This is a genomic window from Pseudoalteromonas sp. SG41-1 (genome assembly GCF_014164575.1).
In the GTDB taxonomy this organism is placed as follows: domain Bacteria; phylum Pseudomonadota; class Gammaproteobacteria; order Enterobacterales; family Alteromonadaceae; genus Pseudoalteromonas; species Pseudoalteromonas rhizosphaerae.
Map to the genome: position 1 here is coordinate 11946 of NZ_JACJFL010000014.1, position 25656 is coordinate 37601.

Below are 25656 nucleotides of genomic sequence, written 5' to 3' on the forward strand. Positions count from 1 at the left end.
GGGGATGTATAGTTACAATCGCTACAAAGTTAAGGCTGTAGCTAATTGCTTATAGACTATTTTATGGTTACGATTTAAATCACTCTCTTTAACTGTTTTAAACCACTTAGTAGCCTGCTGATTATCTTTTGCTTGCCAGCATATTTCTGCCAACCTTAATGTATGCGCAGCTTTTGCAATATCATCACTACCTTCTACCATATAACTCAACGAATCTACATAGTACTTAATAGCAAGGTCATACTGTCCGAGCAATTGATATGTGCGCGCTAAATTCCCCTGTGCCACAATAATTTTGCCTTGATGCTGGGTTGGTAGTATCCAATCAAGCGCTTTTTTTCTGCTCTCTCTGGCATTTTCTAAATCGCCATAAGCGTGATAAATATTTGCTTTATTAGACTGTAACTCAAAATTAAAAATTGGATCTTTACTCTTGCCAAACTTTCGTTCGGTTTTGAGCAGCATCTGAAAAGCGGATTCCTTATTACCAAAAACATACTGCAAATTAGCTAACTCGAGCATTCGCATTGGATCTGCAAACGCATCGTACATCAACTTTATATCTGTAAATGCCTTATTTGCATAGATTTTTGCACGCTCATCATCGTGATAAAAATGCAAAGCTTTGGCATAGTAAAAATAAGCTTGGACTTTAAATACTTCAGGTAAATCATCTCGTTCTGCGAATGGTTCAACAATGATTTTTAAGGTTTCATAATCATTTTTATCGTAGTAATAATCAAATAAGTAAGACTTGGTTTTATACCACCGAGTTGAATGTAGCTCTGATTGCTCTATACGTTCATTAATATAAACTAAGCAGTCTTTCTCTGGCTGTTGTAAGCAGAATTGTTCGTGATCACTAAAGTGTTCAGACGCATTAGTTAGCGTAGAAAAAATACAGATAAAAATAGCGATTGTTAAGTGATTTTTTATCATAAAGTTTAAGCAAACGCTTAATGCTGTAAAGTATATACATAGATTAAAACATATTTGCATAAAATTATTAACAAATATTGTGCGCTAGCAGATCATGGCGTGCTAGGAGTGGAGGTAAAAAACTGGCTTGGCAATTACAAAAGTATTTTATAATTGCCTAAGCATTTGAAAAGTATAATTATAACCTTTACTGATAGTGCAGAATAACTGATCACACAGCAATATTTTCGTATGCTAAATTAAGCTGCTTTTTTCAGCGCTTTTTTAAGCTTACCTATTTTGGATTTTTGTTTTGCGACTTTATCTTTACGAGCGCTGATTTCTTTTTTAATCGATTTTACTTCTTTACTGATTGCTTTAGCTGGTTTCTTTGACATTGAGTATTTCCTTTTTAATTATGTAACTCGCTATTGCGAGAGCTGTACTTTATGATAAAAAAGAACCAGATGATACGCGCCAACCAGTTCTTCACTAAAAATTCATACAACAGAAATAAAACTGAAATTAATCAAATGCCTGTAAAAGCTATCATACTTCCTACACTAAAATACTAAAGTAGTAATAAACTACCTAACCCTAAGAAAGTGACAAAGCCAACGATATCGGTCACTGTTGTCAAGATTACTGAACCTGACAGTGCGGGATCGATTTTCATTTTATCTAAAATAGAAGGGATCACCACGCCAGACAAAGAGGCTGCAATTAAATTAAACAAAATAGCCACTGTAATGGTAATACTGAGCATTACATCACTAAACCAAAAATAGGTAAGCACACCAATTACCATAGCCCACACACAGCCATTTACGGCACCTACCCTAAGCTCTTTTTTAAGTAGCGCCTTACGGTTTGAGTCAGTCACCTGACCAAGCGCTAAACCGCGCACGATTACGGTTAACGTTTGGCTCCCTGCTATACCGCCCATTGACGCAACTACCGGCATTAATACTGCCAATGCAACCACTTGCTCAATGGTTGCGCCAAATAAGCCAATAAACCAGGATGCTAAAAATGCGGTTGCTAAATTAATGCCTAACCAAATACCACGGTTCTTCGCACTTTTTCGTACGCTGGCAAATAGATCTTCGTCTTCACGTAAACCACCCGCTTTTGCCGCTGCTTCATCGGTGACCTCTTGGCGTAATTCGTAAGCTGAGGTAACTTTTAATCGCCCCAGTAACTTATTATCGACATTGACAACGGGCATTGCCATTTTTTCACTGTGGATCACCACTTCAGCTGCTTCGTATAAATCATCGTCGGCATGCAGTGAAGTTATATCGTGATCAGCAAAACTTAATAAGGTGTCTGAGTCCTTAGCTTTAAATAACGTGTTAACCGATACCTCACCAATTAGCGTGCCTTTGCGGCTCACTAAATAAATAACCTCGGTATATTGCGGTAAGCCTTTTTGCAGGATTTTTCGTGCGCCACCGACCGTTAGTTTGTCTGAAACCTTAAGTGAATCAAAATCAAGCCAGTGACCAAGTTGCTCTGGCAGATACTGCTGCGCTAATTCATATTGCTTGGTTTGTACTTCATCAAGTTGACGGCGAGCGTATTCAACAAAGCGCTCAGGGATCACTTCTTCAAGTTCAAGTAACTCAGCAACGCTTACTTCATCAAGTAATTTAAAACCGTCATCTTCATCGAGTGTTTGTAATAACCAACGACAGCTATCGGCGCCTAAATTAATGAATATTTCATGCTGGGTGTCTTCATCTAATAACTGCCAAATATCTATACGCTGATCTTTTGGTAAGGCTTCAAATAATAACGATAAATGTTCTGTCGAAAGTATTTCTTTGGCGTCAGCTAACAGCTTATTTTTACGCTCTGTGGTATCACATTGTAAAAGCTCATCAATAAGCTGTGGGAGTTGATCAATCGGGTATTCAATCATGTTGAAGCCTTTGAATTTAACTACTTTGTGTTTAGTTTACCTCAGCTTGAAAAAATAGTTTGAGAAATTTTCGTAACAATACCCACAGCTCAAAAAGCTGCGGGTATTTATTATTTACTTAAACCAGCTTTGTGCTCGCTCCATCAGCAAGTAATTAACTGGTACTAGCAACAAGGTAATAAAGGTCGCAAAAATAATCCCAAAGCCTAAACTTACAGCCATTGGGATTAAAAATTGCGCTTGAGTGGCTTTTTCAAACAACAACGGCATTAAGCCTATAAAGGTGGTTAAACTGGTTAACATTACAGGGCGAAAACGTGACGCGCCAGCCAGTTTTACCGCTTCCAGTAATTCGCCGCCTTCACTGCGTTTTTTATTTATAAAATCAACTAATACTAGCGAGTCATTAACCACTACACCGATCAGGGCCAACATCCCAAGTAGGCTCATAATGGTTAATTCCATTCCCATAATCCAGTGTCCTACCACGGCGCCTATCATACCAAACGGGATCACACTCATGACGATCAGCGGCTGTAAGTAAGATTTAAACGGAATAGCTAATAACGCATAGATAATGAAAAATACAAATACCAACGCCCAAGCAAGCGAGCCGAACGATTCACGTTGTTCTTTCGCCTCACCTTCAAGAGAGTGACTAACGCCAGGATATTGCTGCACCAACTCATCAAGGTAAATTTTTAAATCGGCTTGCAGCACTGTCATATTGGTGTTTTCTTTTTCGATATCTGCCGTAACATTCAGAGTCCGATAGCGGTCGATACGATTAATCGTTGAAGGACTTTGCCCAGACACTAGTTTAGCTACATGTGATAACGGTACTGTGCCACCGGTTGGGGTGTTAATAAGGATATCTTTTAAGTCAGCCACCGAGCGACGTTCATCAAGAGGTAAACGCACCATAACTCTGACGTCATCACGACCACGTTGAATACGCTGTGCTTGAGCACCAAAAAACGAGTTACGTACTTGCTGTGATACATCAACCCGATTTAAACCCAGTGCTAAGCCTTGCTCTGTTAGCTCAATTTGCAGCTCTTCTTTACCATCAGACATGCTATCAGCAATATCAAATACTGTTGGGTAAGTCGCCAAACGCGCTTTGACCTGCTCAGCCACTTCTTGCAAGGTTGATAGCGAGGTTGCTGTAAGCTGGACATCAATTGGATCTGAACTGCGACCGATTTCAGCCCTAAAAGTTAAGCTTTCAGCGCCAGGGATCACACCTATTAAATCGCGCCATTCACTGGCAAGCTCCCGCGAGCCTATATTAGAGTCACGTTTTTCAGCAGGGGTGATTTCAAAGCGTACACTCCCTGAGTTTGATGCACCACCACGACCACCCGTGGTGGCTAAAATGTTTAAAATAACACTTTCGCCTGTATTTTCATCACGGTACTTATCTTGTAATTGACGTGCTTTATCCGACATATCAATCACGTATTTATTAGTCACTTCAAATGGAGTACCTGTCGGTAATGTTAAGCTAACACGCACCGTTTCGCTCGGAATACGAGGGAAGAAAATAAACTTAGTCCACCCACTGGTAACCATAGTTAAAATAATTAAAAAGATCCCCACAAACAAGCTTACCGTGGCTAGCTTATGGCGTAAGGCCAAGTTTAATAACGGTTGATAATACTTTAAAATTGCATGCTCAAAACCATCAGCAAAACGCTGTTGAAATTTATCAAACTTAGATGGTTCGCCTTTTTGATGGCGTAACTTTATATATTTTAGGTGCGCAGGTAATACAAATTTAGATTCAATCAGTGAGAATAATAATACCGGGATCACAACTACAGGGATCTGTGCAAACAGAGCGCCACGACTACCTTCTATAAATGCTAACGGCAAAAATGCCGCAACCGTGGTTAAAACACCAAAAGTCACAGGGGTAGCAACTTCTTGGGTGCCACGAATAGCTGCCTGCTCGCCAGATTCAGCGGTTTTTAAATGGGTATAAACGTTCTCACCGGTAACGATTGCATCATCAACCACAATCCCTAGCACTAAGATGAAGCCAAACAAGCTCATAATATTTAGCGTTACCCCAAACAATGGCATGGCTAAAAATGCGCCCATAAATGATACTGGAATACCAATAAATACCCAAAAAGCGATGGCGGGACGTAAAAATAGCGTCAATAACGCCAGTACCAAAATACCACCTTGTAAAGCATTGGTGGTGAGTGTGGCAATACGACTTTTAACCAGCTCTGAATCATCATCCCAGTAACTTAAATCAAACCCTTGTGGTAATTTACTTTGCTGGCCTTCAATATATTCTTTTACTTCATCGGCTACTGTTATGGCACTTTGTGGACCAATACGATATACATCGATAAAGGCCGCTTGCTTACCATTAAACCGAGTCCGCACTGGGGTTTCTTCAAAGTCATCGCGGATAGTAGCAATATCACCTAGACGAATAATAGTACCATCTCTTTGATTTTTAACTGCAATGCGAGCAAACTCGTCTTTGCGATATGCTTGCCCTTTAGAGCGAATAAGTACATCTCCCCCTTGGGTTTTTAAATTCCCCGCTGAAATATCAGTACTTGAGTTTGATATCGCCCGTGAAATATCACTTAAGCTCAAACTGTATTGACGCAATGTATCTTGGCTTACTTCAATTGCTAATTCGTAATCACGCACACCACTGAGTTCAACTTGAGTAACACTGGGTAAGCGCAGTAATTGGTCGCGCACTTGCTCTGCATATTCACGGGTTTCTTTTTCACCGTAGTCACTGGCAACGGTAACCGCAATAACCTCACGTTTACGCTCAGCTAAGGCAACAACTGGCTTTTCAGCATCTGCTGGGAAGGTATTAATTGCATCGACTCGGCTTTTTATATCGGCCAATAACTCTCGAGGATCGTAACCGCTGTCGACCTCAATACTCACTGACGCTGACCCCTCAGATGAGCGACTCGATATTTGTTTGATGCCTTCTAAATCTTGTACTGCCTCTTCAATGCGAATGGTCACCCCTTGCTCTACATCTTCAGGAGTTGAGCCTCGCAAGGAAACACTGACGCTAATACGATCGGTTTCAAAAGACGGGAAAACTTCTAAAGGAATTTGCGTGGTAAGGCTAAATAAACCCGCAAAAACAATGCTGATCAGCAATAAATTAGCTGCAACATGGTTTTTAGTAAACCAAGCTATCATGGCTTATCTCCTTGCGAGCGAGCAGCTTTACGCTTTTGCATCAGCTCTTCAACAGTGATCCCTTGTTTTTTAGCCATCGCTGCTAACTGTTCACGTGACGGTCTTTTGCCAGTAGGCTGACTGCCCTCTTTATCAGCTTCACCAATAACTTTAACAGCAGTACCTGAACTAACTTGACCAAGTGGTGTAAGCACTAACTTATCACCCATGTTCAAACCATCGGCAATAATTGCTTGCGTGGCATTTTGCCACGCTAAGCGGATATTTTTACGCTGTAATACACCTTGATCAACAATATATACATAAGTACCTTGGTAAATAGCACTGTTTGGAATAACCAAGACATCAGCGACTAATTTGCCACTGATCTGCGCTTTAATATATTGACCAATCTTAATTGGGTATTGGTTTTGAGCAGTTGCTTTGTAAGGATCATTGATTTGGGCAACAACATAAAGCTGCTGAGCATTTTCATCGATGGCCCCTTCAGTTCTGGCAACTTGTCCTTGCCACTTTTGCATACCAACTAGGTCAGAGCTAAATTCGACAGTTGAGCCATTGGCATTTTTCATACCATCTCGAAATTGCTCTGGCAAATCAATAAAAGGTAAGTCTTTGTTTTTAATTGGCAACCGTATTTCAACACTATCTATGGCGTAAATAGTTGCCAATTGTGTATTGTTACTCACCACTTGACCAAGATCCACACTGCGACTTAATACTCGCCCTGCATAAGGGGCTGTTATCTTTGTGCGCTCTAAGTTTAAATTCGCTTTTTCAAGTATTGCTTGTGCTGAAAGTACTTGCGCTTGAGCTGCGGCTAGTTGCGGTTCTCGCAGTACTAAATTACTTGCCTGCTCACCATTACCTAAACGCTGCCAATCGATAATAGCCTGACGACTACGTGCTTGTTCTTCTTGAAAGCCTTGCTGCGCAGTGAGTAAATTAGCTTGCGCTTCTTTCACTTCAGCGCGGTGATCTCTGTCATCAAGCTGTAAGAGTACATCGCCTTTTTCAAAAAAGCCCCCCTCTCTAAATTGCTCACTGCTGGCGATGATCTGTCCTGAAGCTTGAGCGACCAAGATACTTTGAGTGCGCGGCTTTACAGTACCAAAACTGTCAACCATCACTTGATACGGCTGTAACTGTAAAGTTTGCACCGCCACACTTATTTGCGCTTTAGGTGGTGAGCCAAAACGCTTTGCTTCTGGTGGGTTTGAGCTAATAAACATTACTAACAAGGCAGTAGCTGCGATTATAGCCGCAGGGATAATAATTTTGGTTTGTTTAATATTCATAATTATTGCTCAGTTGACTCGTTGGTTGGCTGTGAAAAATCGCCACCAAGGGCAATATGGAGATTAATTCGGTTAATAATTAATTGGTTCTTAATTTCAATGACAGAGCTTTGTGCGTCAAAGGACCTATCTTGCGCATCGAGTACCGTAGTGTAAGTTACTAAGCCACTTTGATATTGCTCAAAAGAAAGTTGCTCTGCTGCAATGGCATTTTCTTGTGCCTTAAGTGTAGCTAAGTAGCGAATTTGCAAAGATTGCTCTTGCGAAATAGCTGTTTCCACCTCATTAAATGCATCATATAGACTGGCTAAATATACTTGCTCCTGACGTAACACAGCTAAACGGGCAGCTTCTTCATCAGCACTTAGCCTACCAGCATCAAAAAGTGGCGAAGAAATACTACCCACTAATGACCATGCTAAGTTTGATGGTGAAAATAAATCACTGACACGATCAGCACTGTCACCTAACGTAGCGCTCAGATTTAAACTTGGAAAACGCTGCTTGTGAGCATAAGCTAAATTAGCATCAGTACTTAATAATTGATACCAGCTCGCCATTAAACTTGGTTTACGTGTGATAAGCTCTGACGGTAAACCTAAAGGGATAGATTTATTTAATAGAGGTAAGTCAGCCTCAACACTTAAAGCACCGCGCGGGTAGTCGCCAGTTAAACGCTCTAAAGCGCGAATTGCTTGACTGAGAGTGGCTTTTTGACCAGCAATACGTGAACGCTCATTGTTTAACTCATTACGCGTTAAATAAACATCTAAGGCATCATTTATACCTTGACGATAACCCGACTCAATAATTGCTAGGTTCTGCTCTGCGTTTTTTTCTCGTTGCTGGTACAGCGCCAATAATTTTTGCGCCGTTATTACATTAAACCAACCACTGACCACATCACCTACTAAGCGTTGTTTTGCTTGTTGAAAATTTGCCTGCTGCGCTAGAAAATCAAGGTTTGCCTGGCGCTGCGCATCAGAAAGCTTGCCCCATAAATCAACTTCATAATTAAGTGTTAAATTTGCTGAACTGACATTGCTATAACTAACTGGACGATTGTTTTTACTGCGATTAGTTCGCGCAGATAAATCTAAACTCGGCCAAAGAGCCGCGCCCGACGCAATTAATTGCTGCTGTTTAATTGCAACATCATACCCAGATTGTAAAATCTCTTGGTTACTTGCTAATGCTTGTTCAACCAATGCAAATACCTGTGGGTTTTCTAATTGTTGAAGCCAATTATCTTCAACCTTAAATGCTGACGCCTTTGCTTGTTGCCATTGCTCAGGAGCATTTGCTGTATGTTGCACTCGTTCAGTTGGATTTAGCTGATTGCTGCATGCACTGAGCAGCAAGGCACTGACTAACACTAAACTCGGCTTAAGTTGCCAAATCATATAAAAACCTGAATTACTTATATTTATGAGTGTAATTCAAGCACCAGTTCACAGATAGCTCAACTGACTTTACATAACATTACAAATATCACAATAAAGAGTCGTTTTTGAGGATTGAGTTTGCCAATTTATATTTACTAGTGGGAAATGCAAGCCGGTGTTTACGTTTAGAAAGTCAAGCTTGCCTTAATACCAATCGTTTTAAGTTACTGACCATTTGATAACAAGGCATAAATTTTGACATCTAGTTGTTCTGCATGAAAAATTTATAACACAGTTAGCGCTTTGTTTAGCTCGCTAGAATAGTTAAATATTTAAGTCGATTGGTATAAATTATAAGAGCGCTAGTTTGCACGTTATTTATAAAAGGCGCGAGTTTTTGAGATTACAAATTAAAGAATGGTATTGTACAAGAGTCAGAATTGACGCTGTTTTTCTTCGTAAACTGCTAGCTTAGTTTATTTCAGATACAAAAAAGCCCTGCAAATGCAGGGCTTTGATATAAATGGTGCCTCGACCCGGAATCGAACCAGGGACACGAGGATTTTCAATCCTCTGCTCTACCAACTGAGCTATCGAGGCACATAAACTGTGCAAATTAATTGTTAAATTAAACACTTAATCTAAATAAATGGTCCGACTAACCGAGTCGAACTGATAACCTGAACGAATTACTGATTACAAGTCAGTTGCTCTTTCAAATTATCTAAATAAATGGTGCCGACTAACCGAGTCGAACGGTTGACCTACTGATTACAAGTCAGTTGCTCTACCAGCTGAGCTAAGTCGGCACACTAAACTGTGTGCTAAGGCACGTTTCAATTTTAAAGATTGATAACTTTTAATAAATGGTGCCTCGACCCGGAATCGAACCAGGGACACGAGGATTTTCAATCCTCTGCTCTACCAACTGAGCTATCGAGGCACATTAACTGTGCAGATTAGTTGTTAAATTAAACACTTAATCTAAATAAATGGTGCCGACTAACCGAGTCGAACGGTTGACCTACTGATTACAAGTCAGTTGCTCTACCAGCTGAGCTAAGTCGGCACACTAAACTGTGTGCTAAGGCACGCGTAATAATGTTTTAATCATTTGATTTAAACACCACTACTTAAATAATGGTGCCCAGAGGCGGAATCGAACCACCGACACGAGGATTTTCAATCCTCTGCTCTACCGACTGAGCTATCTGGGCAATTTCAGTATTAATAAAAAATCACAAGGGATTTTCAATGCAATTCCCACTTAGCTCTACTGACTTAGCTATCTGGGCGATTTCAGTTTTAATAAAAAATCACAAAGGATTTTCAATACAATCCCCACTTAGCTCTACTGACTGAGCTATCTGGGCAATTTCAGTTTTAATAAAAAATTATAAAGTGTTTTTATACACTTTCCGCTTAGCTCTACTGACTGAGCTATCTGCGTGTGCGGCGTATTAAACTGGTTTTGCCCTTTCAAGTCAACTTTTTTTTTATTCTTTATAACTGTTTGCACGGTTTTTCAACAAACTGTTTAATAAACGTAAAAAACGCTGTTTATTACAACAGCTGTTTGTAGTTTAACGTAACTGTCTATTAATTTAGGCTCCTTGTAAACAACAGCACTAAAAACGTAGTGAATTATTTCTGGTAAATGGTAGGATTGATTTCCAGTACACAAGCGACTGTTTAGATTGCGGTTGATAATAGATTAAGTTGGATAATAAATGCAGAGTAAATTTTCTTCTCCTGTAAAAGGGCTGTTACCTCTTTTTATACTAATAAACTTAGCCGTAACAGCACTCGCTGTGGTTGCTTATTCTTTTTACCCTAGTAACACTGAAGACTCAAAAGCACCACCAATTTCACTAAGCTTAATAACGTTAGCTGAGCAATTAGACACACCTTTGGTTAATGCATTGACTCGAACAGGACAAGATAATGCCACTCAACTACTAAATTTAAGCGCTTCGCTAAATAATCAATTTGATTACTACTTATATAGATATACACCTACTGCTCAAACACAATTGGTTTTTGCCAGTAATAAACCAGCAATTGCACCGCTAAAACTTGATCAACATTTAGCTGAGCAAGGTATTATCCATCATCAATTAAATTTAAATGATCAACCCGTTGGTGAATTAATCATTAAACAAAAAATCACTGCCCCCCCTCTACTGCCAAATTATTCCATCGTGCTTGCATTGGCTATTGCAGGAGTTGCTGGAGTAAGTTTATTTTTACTAGCGCTGTTTTTTAACGTTTATCTTAATACGCGGATCCGCAAAAGTAGTGACACTCTTGCACATGAATTAGAGAGCATCACTAAATCTGGCAGTTACAATACACATATCGACGAACAATTAGATATCGGCCTTGGCGTTGTAGCTAAAAATATCAATCAACTATTACAGCAAGTACAAGATGCTATCAATAGTAATGACGTAGCCCAAAAAGATTTGCAAAAACTGCAAAGCAGTCTGGAAACTGAAGTGCAAAACCGCACTTTAGCGCTTGAAAAAGCGAGCCATAGAGCTGAGCAAGCTAGCGAAGCCAAAACCACGTTTTTAGCAACTATGAGCCATGAAATACGCACCCCAATGAATGGCGTTATTGGCACCATTGATTTACTAAGACAAACAGATCTCAATGGCGCTCAGCATCGCCTAAGTACAATTATTCGTGAATCAGCCTTTTCACTATTGGGGATTCTGGATGATATTTTAGATTTTTCGAAAATTGAAGCGGGTAAACTAAATATCGACCCAACTCCTTTTTCGGTCTCGGATACTATTGAGGAAGTTGCCAGAGTATTATCATCGGTTGCAAAAAAACGTCAGCTTGATTTAGAGCTAGCTATAGCACCTGATATACCAGTTAATTTAATTGGTGATACTGTTCGCGTTCGCCAAGTACTTTATAACTTATGTAGTAATGCAATTAAATTTACTAGCACCGATGAAAATCGTCTAGGTCAGGTACGCATTGCTGTAGAAGTGGCACAAAATACTGCTGACCATTTTACTCTGCGTTTTAGCGTCAGCGACAATGGTAAAGGTATGAGCCAAGCTCAACTGCGTGAAATATTCAATCCATTTATTCAAGCTGAAGGATCAATTACCCGTGAGTACGGTGGCACAGGCCTAGGTTTATCTATTTGTAAAAGTTTAACCGAGTTAATGTTAGGGTCCATTAGTGTTACCAGCGATATAGGTATTGGTAGTGACTTTGTGGTGGAATTGCCATTTAGTACTGAAAACACCATAAAGTATGCCCATAAAGGTGCGTTGAAAGATCATTCTGTAATACTCATCACTGAGCATCAAAGCAGAAAACAAACGCTTTCTCGTTATTTATCATTTATGGGGGCAAACACAATTACGGCGCAAACGGTGCAAGAAATTGAACAATCTCAAGATAACCCTGGCGTTATCTGGTTGCTTGATGGGATCGATTCAATGGATAGCATTAATTACTTATTACGCCGTTTACTGTACACCCTTGAAGATAATAACCAACAGGTGATCGTACTTAGTAAATTAGATGAAGCCGCAATAAATCATAAAAACATCTTCTATCTCAATGCGTCACCATTGTGTAAGTCAAACTTTATGATGTCGTTATTGGTTGCTGCGGGGCTGCATACACCAAAACAAGTTAAACCTGTTAAAACCCTTAATAATTATTTAAATATTGAACAAGCACGTGAAGAAAACAAACTCGTGCTACTTGTTGAAGACAATGTTTTGAATCAACAAGTACTTACCGATCAACTACATTTACTTGGGTTTGGCGTTGAAGTTGCTGATAACGGCGAGCAAGGTTTAAAAATGTGGCAAAGCGGCCGTTACCCGTTAATTTTAACTGATTTACATATGCCTAAAATGTCAGGTTACGACATGGTTGAAAAAATTCGCGACGAAGCTGCACAACTTGAAGACATCAACGCTCAGCCTTATGTTATTGCAATAACAGCAAATGCCTTAAAGGGTGAAAAAGAACGCTGTTTAAATGCTGGCATTAACGATTTCATTACTAAACCAGTTGAATTAAATACGCTAGAGGCAACTCTTAATAGTTGGAGTGAAAGCAAGCAAGGACCGATTACGGCTTCTCCTAATAAGCCGTCAGCACCAATTAACTTTGAAATGCTCGCTAAATACATAAACAATGATGAAGCAAAGCAGTTACGATTCTTTAAAATGTACTTAGAGCAAAGCCATACGTTAGCTAAAGACATTAACACAGGGGTAATGACCAGTGATAAAGAAATAATAATTGCAGCTTGCCACCAACTTAAATCTATATCAAAAACAATTGGCGCAGAAAAAGTAGCTGAGCTAGCTGCTGACTTTGAAGATAACTGTAAAGAACAAGACTTAACCAGTGATCAACTAATTGAACTGCGTGACAATTTAGAGATTGAGTACTCCCGTGTTGCGCAGTTTTTAAAAGAACAAGTTAGTAATGCCCAAGAGCAAGATGATCTGATTTAATTCAAGCAGTAAAAAAGGGCTTATTGCCCTTTTTATTCGCATGTGAAAATTATTTTTCTGGCGGACGGTAGCCTTCGATTTCTACATCTTTATCTTCGAACAAAAAGCCAACCATTTGCTCTTCTAGAAAAGTACGATGCTCTGGGTCCATCATATTTAAATGTTTTTCATTGATCAGCATTGTTTGCTTGTGCTGCCACTGTGCAAATGCTTCTTTAGAAATATTATTAAAAATCCTTTCACCCAACTCACCAGGGTAAAGTTGGAAACCAAGCCCTTCGGCTTCTTTTTGTAACTTTTGACAAAATACAGTGCGTGCCATGATTGCTCTCTTGTGCTCTTAGAAACGATATCAGTTAGTGTAAACTATTGTAGCAATTTGTTTAACTAGCTTTTTAGTTGGGGCGGCTAAACCAACCTCTATTGACTGGTCCAACGGGTACCAAACTAGTTGTCGCTCATTCACCACATCAGGCACTTTATGCAAAGTGAGTACATGCGGATTAATAGTTAATTCAAAGTGCGAAAATATATGCGTAAAAGGCTCAATTGGCACAGTTGTAACAGCAAGCCCTTGCTGCGCTAAAAAAGTATCTAACTGAGATTTTTGCTCAAATTCAAAAAAACTAAATAAACCGCCCCATATTCCTGAGTTAGGCCTTTTTTCCATCAATACTTGATCATTACATTGAATAATTAATTGATGGCACACTTTCTTTGGCACTGCTTTTTTAGGTTTTGAATGAGGGAACTGTTTTACCTGCTCAGTCTTATACGCTCCACAACGCGAACGCAACGGGCAAGGTTGGCAGTCAAACTTGCTACGTGAGCAAAGGCTTGCTCCTAAATCCATCATTGCTTGGTTAAACTCAGTCACTTGTTTTGCTGGAGTTAACTGCTCTGATAGTTGCCATAATTGGTTTTCAACTTTTTTGACTCCGTACCAACCTTCAATCATAAAAAATCTGGCAAGCACACGTTTTACATTACCATCTAATATAGGATGATGTTGGCCAAGAGAAAGCGATAAAACAGCTCCTGCAGTCGAGCGCCCAATACCTGGCAAAGCGACAACCTCGTCTAACGTTGTTGGAAACTCACCTTTGTATTGATCTCGAATTATCTTTGCGGTTTTATGTAAATTGCGAGCTCGAGCATAATAGCCCAATCCGGTCCAGTGATGCAGCACGTGATCTTCATCTGCATTTGCTAAAGCGATAATATCTGGAAAACTTTGCATAAACTTTTCAAAGTAAGGAATAACTGTGACTACCTGAGTTTGTTGCAACATCACCTCAGACACCCACACCTTGTAAGGTGTTTTATTTAATTGCCAAGGTAAGGTTTTACGCCCATGTAATTCATACCAATCGACTACTTGCTGAGAAAACCAGCTTGCTTCACTGTTGTTTAACTTCAAAATAATTACTTTTTAAACCCGACTCTTAATGGCGCTCAGTCTATTGCAGTGAGTTAAAATATCAAGTTATAAACATACACAAAAGATAAGGCCTTGTGATCAACGCCGTGGTCAGGGATAATACGCCACCATTTTAAGACATGTTGTTTTCATCAGGCCAAAATATATGAGTGATTCAAGTAACGATAACCTTGAGCAAGCGATGCAAGAAGGTAAATATATTCGTACCATTCGCAGTTTTGTTAAGCGCGAAGGTCGTTTAACCAAAGGACAAGCTGCGGCAATTGAAAAATGCTGGCCAACCATGGGGCTTGAACATCAACAAGGCATGCTTGATCTAGCCCAAGTATTTGGTAATGACAACGACGTTGTTTTAGAAATTGGTTTTGGCATGGGTAAATCATTGGTCGAAATGGCCAAGAGCGCACCACACCTTAACTTTATTGGTATTGAAGTACACCGCCCAGGTGTTGGCGCATGTTTAATGGATGCTGATGAAGCAGGCATTACAAACTTACGTATTTTTGAGCATGACGCTGTTGAAGTATTTGCTGATTGTATTGCAGAGGGCAGCATTACTACGGTGCAACTATTCTTCCCTGACCCATGGCATAAAAAACGCCACCATAAGCGTCGTATTGTGCAACCTGCATTTGTAGAGAGCTTGCGTAGCAAATTAAAAATTGGCGGTGTATTCCATATGGCAACAGATTGGGAAAACTACGCTGAACATATGCTTGAAGTAATGCAAGCAGCGGAGCATTTTAAAAACCAATCTGAGACTAACGATTATGTACCACGTCCTGATTTACGTCCCTTGACGAAATTTGAGCAACGCGGCCATCGTTTAGGTCATGGCGTTTGGGATTTAATGTTCGAGCGTATTAGCTAAATTAATCAAAACAACTTTAAGGCAAAGCCATTTATGAGCGCATTAACTAATCCAAGTTCACTTTTACTACGCAATAGTGCAAACCTAATGGCGGACTCTATTTTAGTAGTTAATTTTGTGCAAGATGGCTTTTTGTCACAACTGCGCCAGTTAAATCCAAACAGCAAGATCAGCGCTTTTAGTTACAACCATGCTAATGGTGAGTTTGCTAAAAATATCAACAGTATTGATGTTTGTGTTAGCCATGAGATAGCCGGTCAACACTTTGACCTCGTTATTTATTATTACCCAAAAGCAAAACCTGAAGCATTGATGACGTTGGACAATATTCGCGCGGTTATCAACCCAGACGCTGAGTTACTGGTGGTTGGTGAAAATAAAAGTGGTGTGAAATCGATTGAAAAGCAATTTAGTAGCCACTGTGAATACAGCAATAAAATCGATAGTGCCCGCCATTGTGCTTTGTATTTATTCACCGAGATAAAAACCTTAGCTGAGTTTGTTATTACTCGTTACCATAAGCAATTTAATGTTGATGTTGCTGGCGTTAGTTTTAATGCCATCAGCGTACCTGGTGTATTTAATCACGGTGAACTTGATGGCGGTACTAAAATACTGTTAGAGAATGCACCTGTAATTAAATCTGGCAATGTACTGGATTTTGGCTGTGGCGCGGGTCTTATTGCGACCTTCTTAGGTTTAAAAAATCCAGCTTTGAATTTTACCTGTACGGATGTTAGTGCTCTTGCAGCTTATGCAACCACGCAAACATTGGCACTTAACGGTGTTAACGGTAGCGCTTTACTGAGTGATGGGTTAGCAAATGTAACTGGAAAATTTGAGCTTATTATTTCAAATCCACCATTTCATACCGGTATTGCCACTGATTATACTGTTGCTGAACAGTTTTTAAGTGGTGCTAAACAGCACTTGACTAAGCAAGGCAAGTTAACCATTGTTGCAAACTGCTTCTTGAAATACCCGCCAATTCTAGAAGCTCAGTTCGGTAGTTATCAAGTAGTACACAAAACCAATAAGTTTTCAGTGTATAGCAGTTAATTGCTGCTATAACCTCACAAACGCTGCCAAATAATATAAATGGCAGCTTTTCAACAAAGTTATTATATTTTTTAGTCACTTTGATAGGTCTTTGCTAGACTTACAGCAACTAGATAAAAATTAAATAACTTGGCCTTCATTACAATAATGTCTAAATCAACATCGCCAACAAGTATTCGCAAAGCACTGATAAGCGCAGTCATGCTTGTTACTGCCTTGTGTTTATCGTTATCTATTTCTATTTCAACCTACCTAGATGTCAAAGAGCAAAAGCAATTAATCGTCAACAAGCTCAATATTCTCGCTGAAATAATCGCTTTTAATGCACAAGTAAGTGTACTGTTTGATGATAGGAAAACCGAAGAGCAACGCCTTAAATCTTTCGAAAAAATTCCACTCATTAAAAACATACATATTTATGCAATCGACGAAATATCAAATAAAGCAGTATTTTTTACCAGTTTCAATGCACGAAAAACCCCACCAGTGCCACTTCGAGTTGATAGTATTGAGCAACTTCAAGAACCTAGAATCACTGAAGACTACATAGAGCTAATCAAACCAATTACTTACGAAGGTGATATTAAGGGTTATGTGTATATTCGTGGTGGCTTAGAGCGCCTTAACGCCTATATTAACCAAAAAATTCTTATTGATATCCTTTTAACGCTATTCGTTTTAATACTGGTTTATTTTGTCGCAAAACGAATTCAAAAGCGTATTGCCGACCCCATTGACCAATTAAGTACGTTGCTGCAAGATGTTTCGAAAAATCATAATTATAGCGCCCGAGCTCCGAAAACTAATATTACCGAAGTCAATATGCTTTCGAATAGTTTAAATATCATGCTAACTCGCACACAAAATCAAATAGAGCGTCATAAGAATGATAAGCAAGAAATTAAACAGTTAAACCAAAGCCTAGAAGAAAAAGTAAATCAACGTACAATCGCACTCCGAGAGGCAAATCAAGAGTTGCTAACAACCCTTGAGCGAATGCATCAATACCAAAACCAAATTGTTGAAAGTGAAAAAATGGCCTCTTTAGGGCAGATGGTTGCAGGTGTTGCACATGAAGTAAATACACCGATTGGTTTAGGGATCACTGGTTCTACCCTGCTTCGCGATAAACTGGCAGAAATAAGTCTAGGGTTTGAGCAAAAAACCTTAACCTCAAACCAATTGAAGCGCTTTATCGACAATGGCATAGAAAACTTAGACCTTATCTATCGAAATTTAAATCGTGCTGCGGAACTGGTATCCAGCTTTAAAAAAGTAGCAGTAAACCAAGATGGTGAGCTTAATTCGCTGATCAATATGCATGATCTTATAACTAACGTAATGCTTTCTATGCGTACTGAACTAGAGATCAAGGCTCCTAAAATCGTTATTCATTGTTCTGAACAATTGATGATCGAAAGTAAAGCGGGTCCCCTACAACAGGTATTACAGCAATTATTAAGTAACTCGATAATCCACGGCTTTAAAGATAATAAAAATAACGAAATAGAAGTCACAGTGGAACGTAACGAAAGTAGCTTGATCATCAACTATTACGATAATGGTATCGGAGTTGATAAAAGCGTTAAAAAACGCATTTTTGATCCCTTTGTTACCACTAAGCGCGGCGAAGGTGGCAGTGGTTTAGGTATGCATTTAGTTTACAATTTAGTCACACAAGCCTTAGGAGGCAGTGTTTACTTTGATGATCAAAATATAGAAGGTACGCGCTTTATAATTACCTTGCCATTAACAGAGGCAAGTAAAGTATGAGATTAACAGGTTTATTACTGGCTCTGATGCTGCTGTTTCCTACCTTTTTACAGGCCAAATCCCCTGAACAAGTCAAATCGGCGTTCCTATTTCAGATTGCAAAATTCGTCGAGTTCCCTAAAGTTAACAATAAACAGGCTGTGACTTTTTGTTTTTATGACGTTGAACATGGGATTGGTGAGCTATTAAAGGATAATTCGAATCTTAAAATTAACGATATACCGATTGAAACCTTATTAATTAATAAAAAACAGCAAATTTCTGAACTTTCTCGCTTTTGTGATATCACATACATTGATGAAACAATGGAAGATGATATAATTCCACTTTGGATCGATACCATTTCATTAAGTACCTTAACAGTTGGTGAGAGTATCAGTTTTTTAGAAAAAGGAGGCGTTGTCTCTTTGGTCCAAGAAGGGAATAAAATCCGACTGTATATCAATAAGCAGCAGTTGTTGCGCAGCAGTTTTAAAGTGCAATCTCGGTTATTAGCTGTTTCTAAATTTCATCCGAATTGATTTTACTTGTTAACAATTGGATATACTCCTATAATCACTAGTATTCGGTTTTATAATACAATACCGAATTAATTGTAAATAAAATATTCCGAAAAAGGTTAATTAATAATGCAAACGCCAGTCATTCTGATTGTAGAGGATGAAGACGTAACTCGACTAAACCTCGTTAGTTTATTTGAAGCTGAAGGTTACAAAGTTATTGAAGCCATTGATGGCGATGACATGCATGACAAGCTTACAAATAATGATGATGTGAACCTTGTAGTTATGGACATCAACCTGCCAGGCAAAAACGGGCTAATACTAGCGCGTGAATTACGTCAAAAGCGTAACGTTGGACTTATTTTCCTAACCGGTCGTGATAATGATGTAGACCGTATTTTAGGCCTAGAAATTGGCGCGGACGACTATATTACTAAGCCGTTCAATCCTCGTGAATTAACTATTCGTGCTCGTAACTTGCTTTCTCGTACTGCCCTTGGTGGTGAAGAATCAAGCCTTGAAACAAATGGTGTGATCACATTCAATGGCTGGGAACTTGACGAAAATAGTCGCTGTTTAACATCGCCAAATGGTGATGCCAAACGTTTACCTAAAGGTGAATACAGAGCACTGCGTCTAATGCTTGACTCTCCGGGCCGTATTTTCAGTCGTGAGCAACTAATCAAGCATATGACTGGTCGTGAGTTACGTGCGAATGACCGTACCGTTGATGTAACGATCCGTCGTATCAGAAAGCATTTTGAAAGTGATAACAGCACATCTGAGCTTATCAGCACCATCCATGGTGAAGGTTATCGTTTCATTGGTAAAATTGATAGTTAATATCTGTTTTACCAAGTAATGACAGCATTAACGTTCTAATTGCTGTAAGAATAAATGAAGGGCATGTTGCCCTTCATTTATTTTATCTGCCAATATTACTAACCAAGTCTTTAATACTTCATCACTTTCTTCAATAGAACCATGTTCCATGGTCTTAGCGTGTAACTGTACATCATTTAAACCAACTGAACCTGCAGCACCTTTAAGCTTATGTGCTACAGACTTATACTCTTCACGGTCACCGGCTGCTAATGACGTTGCTAACTCTTGCTGATACTGTGGATTTAGCTTTTCAAATAAACTGCTGCTGCGCTTAAATGTTACTATGCCCATCGAATTAACAAAATCTTCAATGGTTTCAACATCAAGTAACTCTACATTGATATTTTCACTGGCTTCTTTGCTAACCGTCAGGCGTGTTTCATCAGACTGTTGTAGATGTTTAATATCAAATAGTTCAGCCAGCATTTTATCAAGCTTCGTGGTATTGATAGGTTTAGCTAATGCGCCTTGAATTGAGATCCCTTGCAACTCTTCTTCGGCGCTACGCACATTAGCCGTAAGCGCGACAATAGGTAACTTATCAAAATGGCTATCGGCACGGATCTGTCTTGCTACTTCATCGCCATTAATATCTGGCAGTTGCATATCTAGCAGTACTAAATCCAGATCATCCTCAGTTTCAACAAACGACAATGCATCTTCACCGGTTTCAGCCCAGATAACTTCATGACCACGTTGCTCAAGTAAGTTAGTGGCGATTTCAGCATTAAGCGGCACATCTTCAACTAGCAAGATATTCAAACTACGGCCAACATAACTTTGTTCAGCCGGAGCGATACAAAGCGCCAGCGGTATTTCAACCACAAAACAGCTGCCCTCTCCTTCGGTACTGCTTACATGTAATTGTCCTTTCATTGCTGTAACCAAAGCCTTGGTGACCGCTAAACCAATACCTGATCCTATCGCATTAGTACCATTTAAATCCGGCGCTTTATAATACATATCAAAAATACGATGTAATTGCTCTTGTGGAATACCTTGCCCGGTATCTGTTACTTTCATGACTAACCACGCGCCATCCGCACGATTTTCCCGAGCACACGCTAATTGAACTTTACCTTTTTGGGTAAATTTAACCGCATTATTTATTAAGTTCCATACCACTTGGCGTAATCGGGTCGGATCTAGCTGCGCATAAATATCCAGCATACCTTTGCGCTTAATTTCAAACTCTAAGTCTTTTTGCTCAGCGATCAATCCTGCAAAGTTAACCACATCATTAATAAAATCAGAGACGTTTATTGAGTCGGTAACAATATCGAGTTGTTCGCGATCTATCTTATCTAAATCTATAATATCATTAAAAATATTTCCTAATGTTTCAGCACTAGAAAATACGGTGTTACACCAACTACGTTGCTGCTTATCCAAGTCGGTGTCTAGTAACATACGGGTTAAACCCACAATACCATTGAGTGGAGTTCGTAATTCATGACTTAGGGTGGCAATAAATTTCCCTTTGTCTTTATAAGCGGTTTCAAGTGCTTGAGCTGCTTCTTTGCGGCTGGTGATATCACGCCCAAATGCTAATAAGCCAATGTAATCACCGTCATCATTAATAAATGGGAGCTTGCGCATTTCAAACCAACGGTTTTCATTGCCTACAGGGTATTCAACATCAAGCGTTAAAGCGGCGTGAGTTTTTTCGACTTTGTTATCAGTTAGTAATACTTCCGGTAAGAATTGCGTTGGGTAAATCTCCTCTGCAGTTTTACCTATTAACTCGTCACTTGATTTCCCCATAACCTCTTCAAACATTTTATTACAGCCGGCAAAAACACCATTGTTATCACGGTAATAAAATAAATCAGGGGATGAATCAACAATAGAGCGCAGTAACATGCCTTGTTGAGCAAGCTCTTGCTGGGTTTTTTTACGTTCAACTATTTCTCGCCTGAGTTCTTCGATTGCACGGTGCTTGGCATGAAATGCCATTTTACGTTCATCTATCTCTACATTTAAGCGATTGATATTATCTTTTAAAGTTTGATTTAATAATTTTTCTTGCTTAGTGGCACTATCTAAATACGCATAGGAAGCATCTAACTGGCGGATTGAATTGATCAACACACTGATAATAATGGGCGACACTACTGCAGTAAAAAATATCACGGCAAGCACATCGACAAGCATCACCTCGCCTACTGCAACATAATAAAACATACACGATAATATTAATGCCAGTACTAATAGTAAGACATAACAAATAGTTGCGGTTTTGAATTCACCAAATCGAGTAATTAAACTAGAAAGTATTCGAGCCCATGGACTCAAAGAGGAATCGATCATATATAAATCTGTCTCTTAGCTATACATATAAGTATATAAAAAATCAGCTGACTACACAGCTATAAAAAAACGACTAGTGTTAGGATTTTAGCACTTTTGCATTAACTATTTTCATGTTCCGCGACGAAAACAGAAAATTTTCATCTACCACGTATTTTTTATTTATTTCGTGTAAAATATTGCGCTTTACAATTGCCAATAACGAGATTTTCCATGCAAAGCAACATGCCCGATATAGCAGATACGGCTCCCGCCTTACAAACAGGTAAATTAGACTGGGTTGGTATGGCTGATATTGAACTGCCTTTTTTATTTGAATCTCGTGATCTTGCGCCTATTAATGTCAACGCTAAAGCTCGTGCTTTTGTTAATCTTCACAAAGAAGACGCAAAAGGTATTCATATGTCGCGGTTATTTTTAGCGCTCGATACCCTGTCAACTGAGCAACACGTTAACCCGCAAACTATTGCACAAGCGCTCGATAGCTTTATCTCTAGTCACACTGGATTAAGCGACCAAGCTAAAATTGAATTTAAGTTTGAACTACCGCTGCGCAGAAAATCACTCCTTAGCGGCAAAGCGGGTTGGAAAAGCTACCCGTTGACCATAGTGGCAAAAATTGACCGCGGTGTACTTAGTTTTGAATTAAGCCTTGATGTAACTTACTCATCAACTTGCCCATGCTCAGCGGCATTAGCTCGCCAACTTATTCAACAAGCCTTTGTTGAAAAGTTTCAGCAGCATACTCTTAGCCATGAAGAAGTGGTCAACTGGCTTGGCAGTACCGATGGCATAATCGCCACACCGCATTCTCAACGCTCTATTGCCAATGTAAAAGTCAAACTAGATAGTAGCATCCGTGAGTTTGATATTTTAAGCTTGATCAATACTCTTGAAGATGAGCTTAAAACCCCTGTACAAGCGGCAGTTAAGCGTGAAGATGAGCAAGAATTCGCCCGTTTAAATGGTCAAAATCTGATGTTTTGTGAAGATGCTGCGCGTAAAATCAAAGCCGTGTTAGAAGATGCACAATACGCCGATTACTGGTTACAAATAAACCATTATGAATCTCTGCATGCCCATGATGCTGTAGCGATTGCAGTAAAAGGAATTGCTGGCGGATACCAGCCATAACTTAGCTGTTATAAAGTGTAACTTCATTACAACTGGGCACGTAAATTGCTAAGTAATTTATAGTGTCAATTTGTTGTTGTGGAGTTACCGTATGGAATTCGCTTTATTATCAATTTTAGTATTAGTCGTAGGGGCATCTGTTGTTGCGTCAAAGTTTACCGATGATGGCGGAAACCCTTACCCATTCACGCGTAAAACCAGTGTATTTACGCAAGTTGAAAGCTCATTCTTAAACCTTTTAGAACGTGCTGTAGGCGATCAATATAAAATTGTTAGCCGTGTAAAATTAATCGATATCATCGATTGTAAAAAAGGTTTATCTGCTAAAGCTAAACGTGCTGCAATCGCTAAAGCAAAAAACAAACAACTGGATTATGTGCTGATTGATAAAGAAAAGATGACGATTGTGGCAGCGGTTGACTTAGTAAACAACGCCAATAAAGATGGTCATAAAGCACAACGAGACTGGTTTGTTAATGGTGCACTTGAAGCTGCTGGCATTCCACATATCCGTATGAAAGTTAAATCTGGCTATCGGCCATCAGAAGTACGCGAAGCAATTATGTTTAAGCTTGGCAAGCCGACAGCACAAAGTAGTCGCCCGACACGCAACCGTGTTACTAAGCCGGCGGTACTATCTCCTTCGCAAGCTAAAGCCCATTCCACAGATTTAGCTGAAATATAAGTTTTCTTAAACGATAAAATGCGAGCTTTTAAGCTCGCATTTTTGTTTTTTATCGCTAACTTCACGTATAATCTAAACATCTAATTAGAGGAATTTAAAATTATGAATGTCGGTATTATTGGCGCGATGGAGCCAGAAGTTAAAATTTTGCGTGAAGCAATGCAAAATCCACAAATTCTAACTAAAGCAGGTTTCACTTTTTATACAGGTGAATTAGCTGGTAACACTGTGACTTTAGTGCAATCAGGTATTGGTAAAGTCGCCTCTAGTATTGCAACAACGTTATTAATTGATAATTTTCAACCAGACTGTGTGATCAACACAGGCTCTGCCGGTGGTTTTGATCCATCTCTGAGTGTTGGCGACGTGGTAATTTCATCTGAGGTACGTCATCATGATGTTGATGTAACCGCTTTTGGTTATGAAATTGGCCAAGTACCACAGATGCCTGCTGGTTTTGCCGCTCACCCTAAATTAATAGAGGCTGCACAACTAAGTGTTGAAAGCATCAGTGACGTGAAGACCCTGATCGGCTTAATTTGTACTGGCGATTCATTTATGTGTGATCCGGTGCGTATTGATAAAGCCCGCGCGGACTTCCCTACTATGTTAGCTGTAGAAATGGAAGGCGCTGCCATTGCACAAGTATGCTTTTCTTTAGCTACACCGTTTGTAGTGATCCGTTCAATGTCTGATATTGCAGGTAAAGAGTCACCACAGTCATTTGAAGAATACCTAGAAACCGCTTCAATAAACTCATCAAAAATGGTGGTCGCATTACTAGAAAAGCTGACTACGGTAACGCTCTAACGTGTTACTCAATTTAGTTCAGCAACATTTGGACTTTATTGTATTTATATTAGCGCTCCTTGCTGAGCGCTTTTTACCTTTGGTAAGCTGGTATCACCCAAATACATTTTTAACTGCGGTATTTAGAGCTCTTGGGAAACGCGTTTTTCGAAAGAGTGAACCTGCAAGTTACCAATATTTGTCATCCTCGTTGTGTTTCACCTTAGTCATTTTAGTGATCATGACCTTGGTAGTCTTACTGCTTGAATTCGCCTATTACCCTGAACTATTAGCTGGGTTAATTTTATACCTCAGCCTAGAGTGGCGAAGTGTAGAAAGTAAAGCGCTGCGCATTGCACGACTCGTTAAACAAAATCAAAAGTCTACAGCCCGAGAGTTATTAAAACCGCTACTTGCTCGTCAGGTAGATAAATTATCAGGCCCAGGTCTTTGCAAAGCTATCATGGAAACGCTGATCTTAAGAGTTGCTCGTCATTACTTTAGCGTTATTTTCTTTTATCTACTATTTGGCCCTATGGCTGCACTGGCTTATCGCTTACTGACTTTGATCCACCAAGCTTGGCGCAAAGATATTATGCCTAATAGCCCATTTTTAAAATCACTTAGTTGGCTATTATATATTCTTGAGTGGTTACCTACGCGGATATTGGCGCTGACTATTGCAGCAAGTAAAGCCAGTAAATTGAGCATTCATTATATCAAGCATTATGGACGACATTTTTATCAAATAAATAGTGGCTGGTTATTAAGTTGTTGTTCGGCCTCTGTTGGTGTGCAACTCGGTGGCCCTGCCATATACCAAGATACTCGATTTGATAAAATGCGTATTGGTACTGAACGTTTACCGCAGGCTGATGATATTACTGTATTGATCAATCGGCTAAATCAAGCGCGTGGCTTTTGGTTACTGGTTATATTTGGCATCGAAATCATTAAAACAATGTTGTAGATCACAAAGAG

General features: G+C 39.4%; 19 protein-coding genes and 5 tRNA genes. 10 read left to right on the forward strand and 14 right to left on the reverse strand.

Going from position 1 to position 25656, the window contains the following annotated elements; translation table 11 throughout:
- Positions 1–21 precede the first annotated feature (21 nt).
- The 11 genes from H5203_RS10150 to H5203_RS10200 all read right to left on the reverse strand — a co-directional run bounded on the left by H5203_RS10150 (position 22) and on the right by H5203_RS10200 (position 9940).
- Positions 22–939 carry a tetratricopeptide repeat protein gene (locus H5203_RS10150; RefSeq protein WP_182758567.1) on the reverse strand — a complete coding sequence of 306 codons (918 nt, stop codon included), beginning with the start codon at positions 937–939 and terminating at the stop codon, positions 22–24.
- A 239-nt stretch (positions 940–1178) separates the two neighbouring features.
- Positions 1179–1316 (reverse strand): hypothetical protein, encoded by a 138-nt coding sequence (locus H5203_RS10155; protein ID WP_182732438.1) that lies wholly within the window; start codon positions 1314–1316, stop codon positions 1179–1181.
- Between the two features lie 173 nt (positions 1317–1489).
- Entirely contained in the window at positions 1490–2842 is a 1353-nt protein-coding gene (locus H5203_RS10160) for a magnesium transporter (protein WP_145237527.1), read from the reverse strand.
- A gap of 114 nt (positions 2843–2956) precedes the next feature.
- Positions 2957–6040: an efflux RND transporter permease subunit gene (locus H5203_RS10165; RefSeq protein WP_182758569.1), complete on the reverse strand. Its 3084-nt coding sequence runs from the start codon at positions 6038–6040 to the stop codon at positions 2957–2959.
- Positions 6037–7338: an efflux RND transporter periplasmic adaptor subunit gene (locus H5203_RS10170; RefSeq protein ID WP_182758571.1), complete on the reverse strand. Its 1302-nt coding sequence runs from the start codon at positions 7336–7338 to the stop codon at positions 6037–6039. The genes H5203_RS10165 and H5203_RS10170 overlap by 4 nt, the downstream gene beginning before the upstream one ends.
- A gap of 2 nt (positions 7339–7340) precedes the next feature.
- Positions 7341–8741, reverse strand: a complete 1401-nt coding sequence (locus tag H5203_RS10175; RefSeq protein WP_182758573.1) for an efflux transporter outer membrane subunit — start codon at positions 8739–8741, stop codon at positions 7341–7343.
- A gap of 506 nt (positions 8742–9247) precedes the next feature.
- Positions 9248–9323: transfer RNA gene (locus H5203_RS10180), tRNA-Phe, on the reverse strand.
- Between the two features lie 133 nt (positions 9324–9456).
- Positions 9457–9532 (reverse strand) — tRNA-Thr (locus tag H5203_RS10185).
- Between the two features lie 58 nt (positions 9533–9590).
- Positions 9591–9666 (reverse strand) — tRNA-Phe (locus H5203_RS10190).
- Positions 9667–9716: 50 nt separating this feature from the next.
- A tRNA-Thr gene (locus tag H5203_RS10195) sits at positions 9717–9792 on the reverse strand.
- A gap of 72 nt (positions 9793–9864) precedes the next feature.
- Positions 9865–9940, reverse strand: a tRNA-Phe gene (locus H5203_RS10200).
- A 513-nt stretch (positions 9941–10453) separates the two neighbouring features.
- Here H5203_RS10200 and H5203_RS10205 point away from each other — a divergent pair.
- The gene (locus tag H5203_RS10205) at positions 10454–13225 is read left to right on the forward strand and encodes a hybrid sensor histidine kinase/response regulator (protein ID WP_182758575.1); all 2772 of its coding nucleotides are present in this window, start codon (positions 10454–10456) and stop codon (positions 13223–13225) included.
- A 49-nt stretch (positions 13226–13274) separates the two neighbouring features.
- On the opposite strand, the gene H5203_RS10210 is transcribed toward H5203_RS10205, so the two are convergent.
- On the reverse strand, positions 13275–13547 hold the full coding sequence (locus H5203_RS10210) for an oxidative damage protection protein (protein ID WP_145237543.1): 273 nt from the start codon (positions 13545–13547) through the stop codon (positions 13275–13277).
- 30 nt (positions 13548–13577) lie between these two features.
- A complete protein-coding gene (gene mutY, locus H5203_RS10215; protein ID WP_220493125.1) occupies positions 13578–14645 on the reverse strand; it encodes an A/G-specific adenine glycosylase in 1068 nt (355 codons plus the stop codon).
- Positions 14646–14811: 166 nt separating this feature from the next.
- Here mutY and trmB point away from each other — a divergent pair, with 166 nt between their 5' ends.
- The 5 genes from trmB (at position 14812) to arcA (ending at position 19715) form a co-directional block, all read left to right on the forward strand.
- Positions 14812–15537 (forward strand): tRNA (guanosine(46)-N7)-methyltransferase TrmB, encoded by a 726-nt coding sequence (gene trmB, locus H5203_RS10220; RefSeq protein WP_145237549.1) that lies wholly within the window; start codon positions 14812–14814, stop codon positions 15535–15537.
- Positions 15538–15570: 33 nt separating this feature from the next.
- Entirely contained in the window at positions 15571–16596 is a 1026-nt protein-coding gene (gene rsmC, locus H5203_RS10225; protein ID WP_145237552.1) for a 16S rRNA (guanine(1207)-N(2))-methyltransferase RsmC, read from the forward strand.
- A 147-nt stretch (positions 16597–16743) separates the two neighbouring features.
- Entirely contained in the window at positions 16744–18369 is a 1626-nt protein-coding gene (locus H5203_RS10230) for a sensor histidine kinase (protein ID WP_145237555.1), read from the forward strand.
- Complete coding sequence (locus H5203_RS10235) at positions 18366–18890, forward strand: YfiR family protein (RefSeq protein WP_182758577.1); 525 nt, start codon at positions 18366–18368, stop codon at positions 18888–18890. Before H5203_RS10230 ends, H5203_RS10235 begins: the two co-directional genes overlap by 4 nt.
- A gap of 108 nt (positions 18891–18998) precedes the next feature.
- A complete protein-coding gene (arcA, locus tag H5203_RS10240; protein WP_016709833.1) occupies positions 18999–19715 on the forward strand; it encodes a two-component system response regulator ArcA in 717 nt (238 codons plus the stop codon).
- Between the two features lie 27 nt (positions 19716–19742).
- Here arcA and arcB read toward each other — a convergent pair whose 3' ends face one another.
- On the reverse strand, positions 19743–22067 hold the full coding sequence (gene arcB, locus H5203_RS10245; protein WP_145237561.1) for an aerobic respiration two-component sensor histidine kinase ArcB: 2325 nt from the start codon (positions 22065–22067) through the stop codon (positions 19743–19745).
- Between the two features lie 213 nt (positions 22068–22280).
- Here arcB and folE2 point away from each other — a divergent pair, with 213 nt between their 5' ends.
- From folE2 to H5203_RS10265, 4 genes are all read left to right on the forward strand, one after another.
- The gene (gene folE2, locus H5203_RS10250) at positions 22281–23201 is read left to right on the forward strand and encodes a GTP cyclohydrolase FolE2 (RefSeq protein ID WP_182732442.1); all 921 of its coding nucleotides are present in this window, start codon (positions 22281–22283) and stop codon (positions 23199–23201) included.
- A gap of 91 nt (positions 23202–23292) precedes the next feature.
- Entirely contained in the window at positions 23293–23886 is a 594-nt protein-coding gene (locus H5203_RS10255; protein WP_182819697.1) for a DUF2726 domain-containing protein, read from the forward strand.
- A 102-nt stretch (positions 23887–23988) separates the two neighbouring features.
- A complete protein-coding gene (gene mtnN / locus H5203_RS10260) occupies positions 23989–24696 on the forward strand; it encodes a 5'-methylthioadenosine/S-adenosylhomocysteine nucleosidase (protein WP_145237572.1) in 708 nt (235 codons plus the stop codon).
- 1 nt (position 24697) lies between these two features.
- Complete coding sequence (locus H5203_RS10265) at positions 24698–25645, forward strand: cobalamin biosynthesis protein (RefSeq protein WP_182758579.1); 948 nt, start codon at positions 24698–24700, stop codon at positions 25643–25645.
- Positions 25646–25656: the final 11 nt, after the last annotated feature.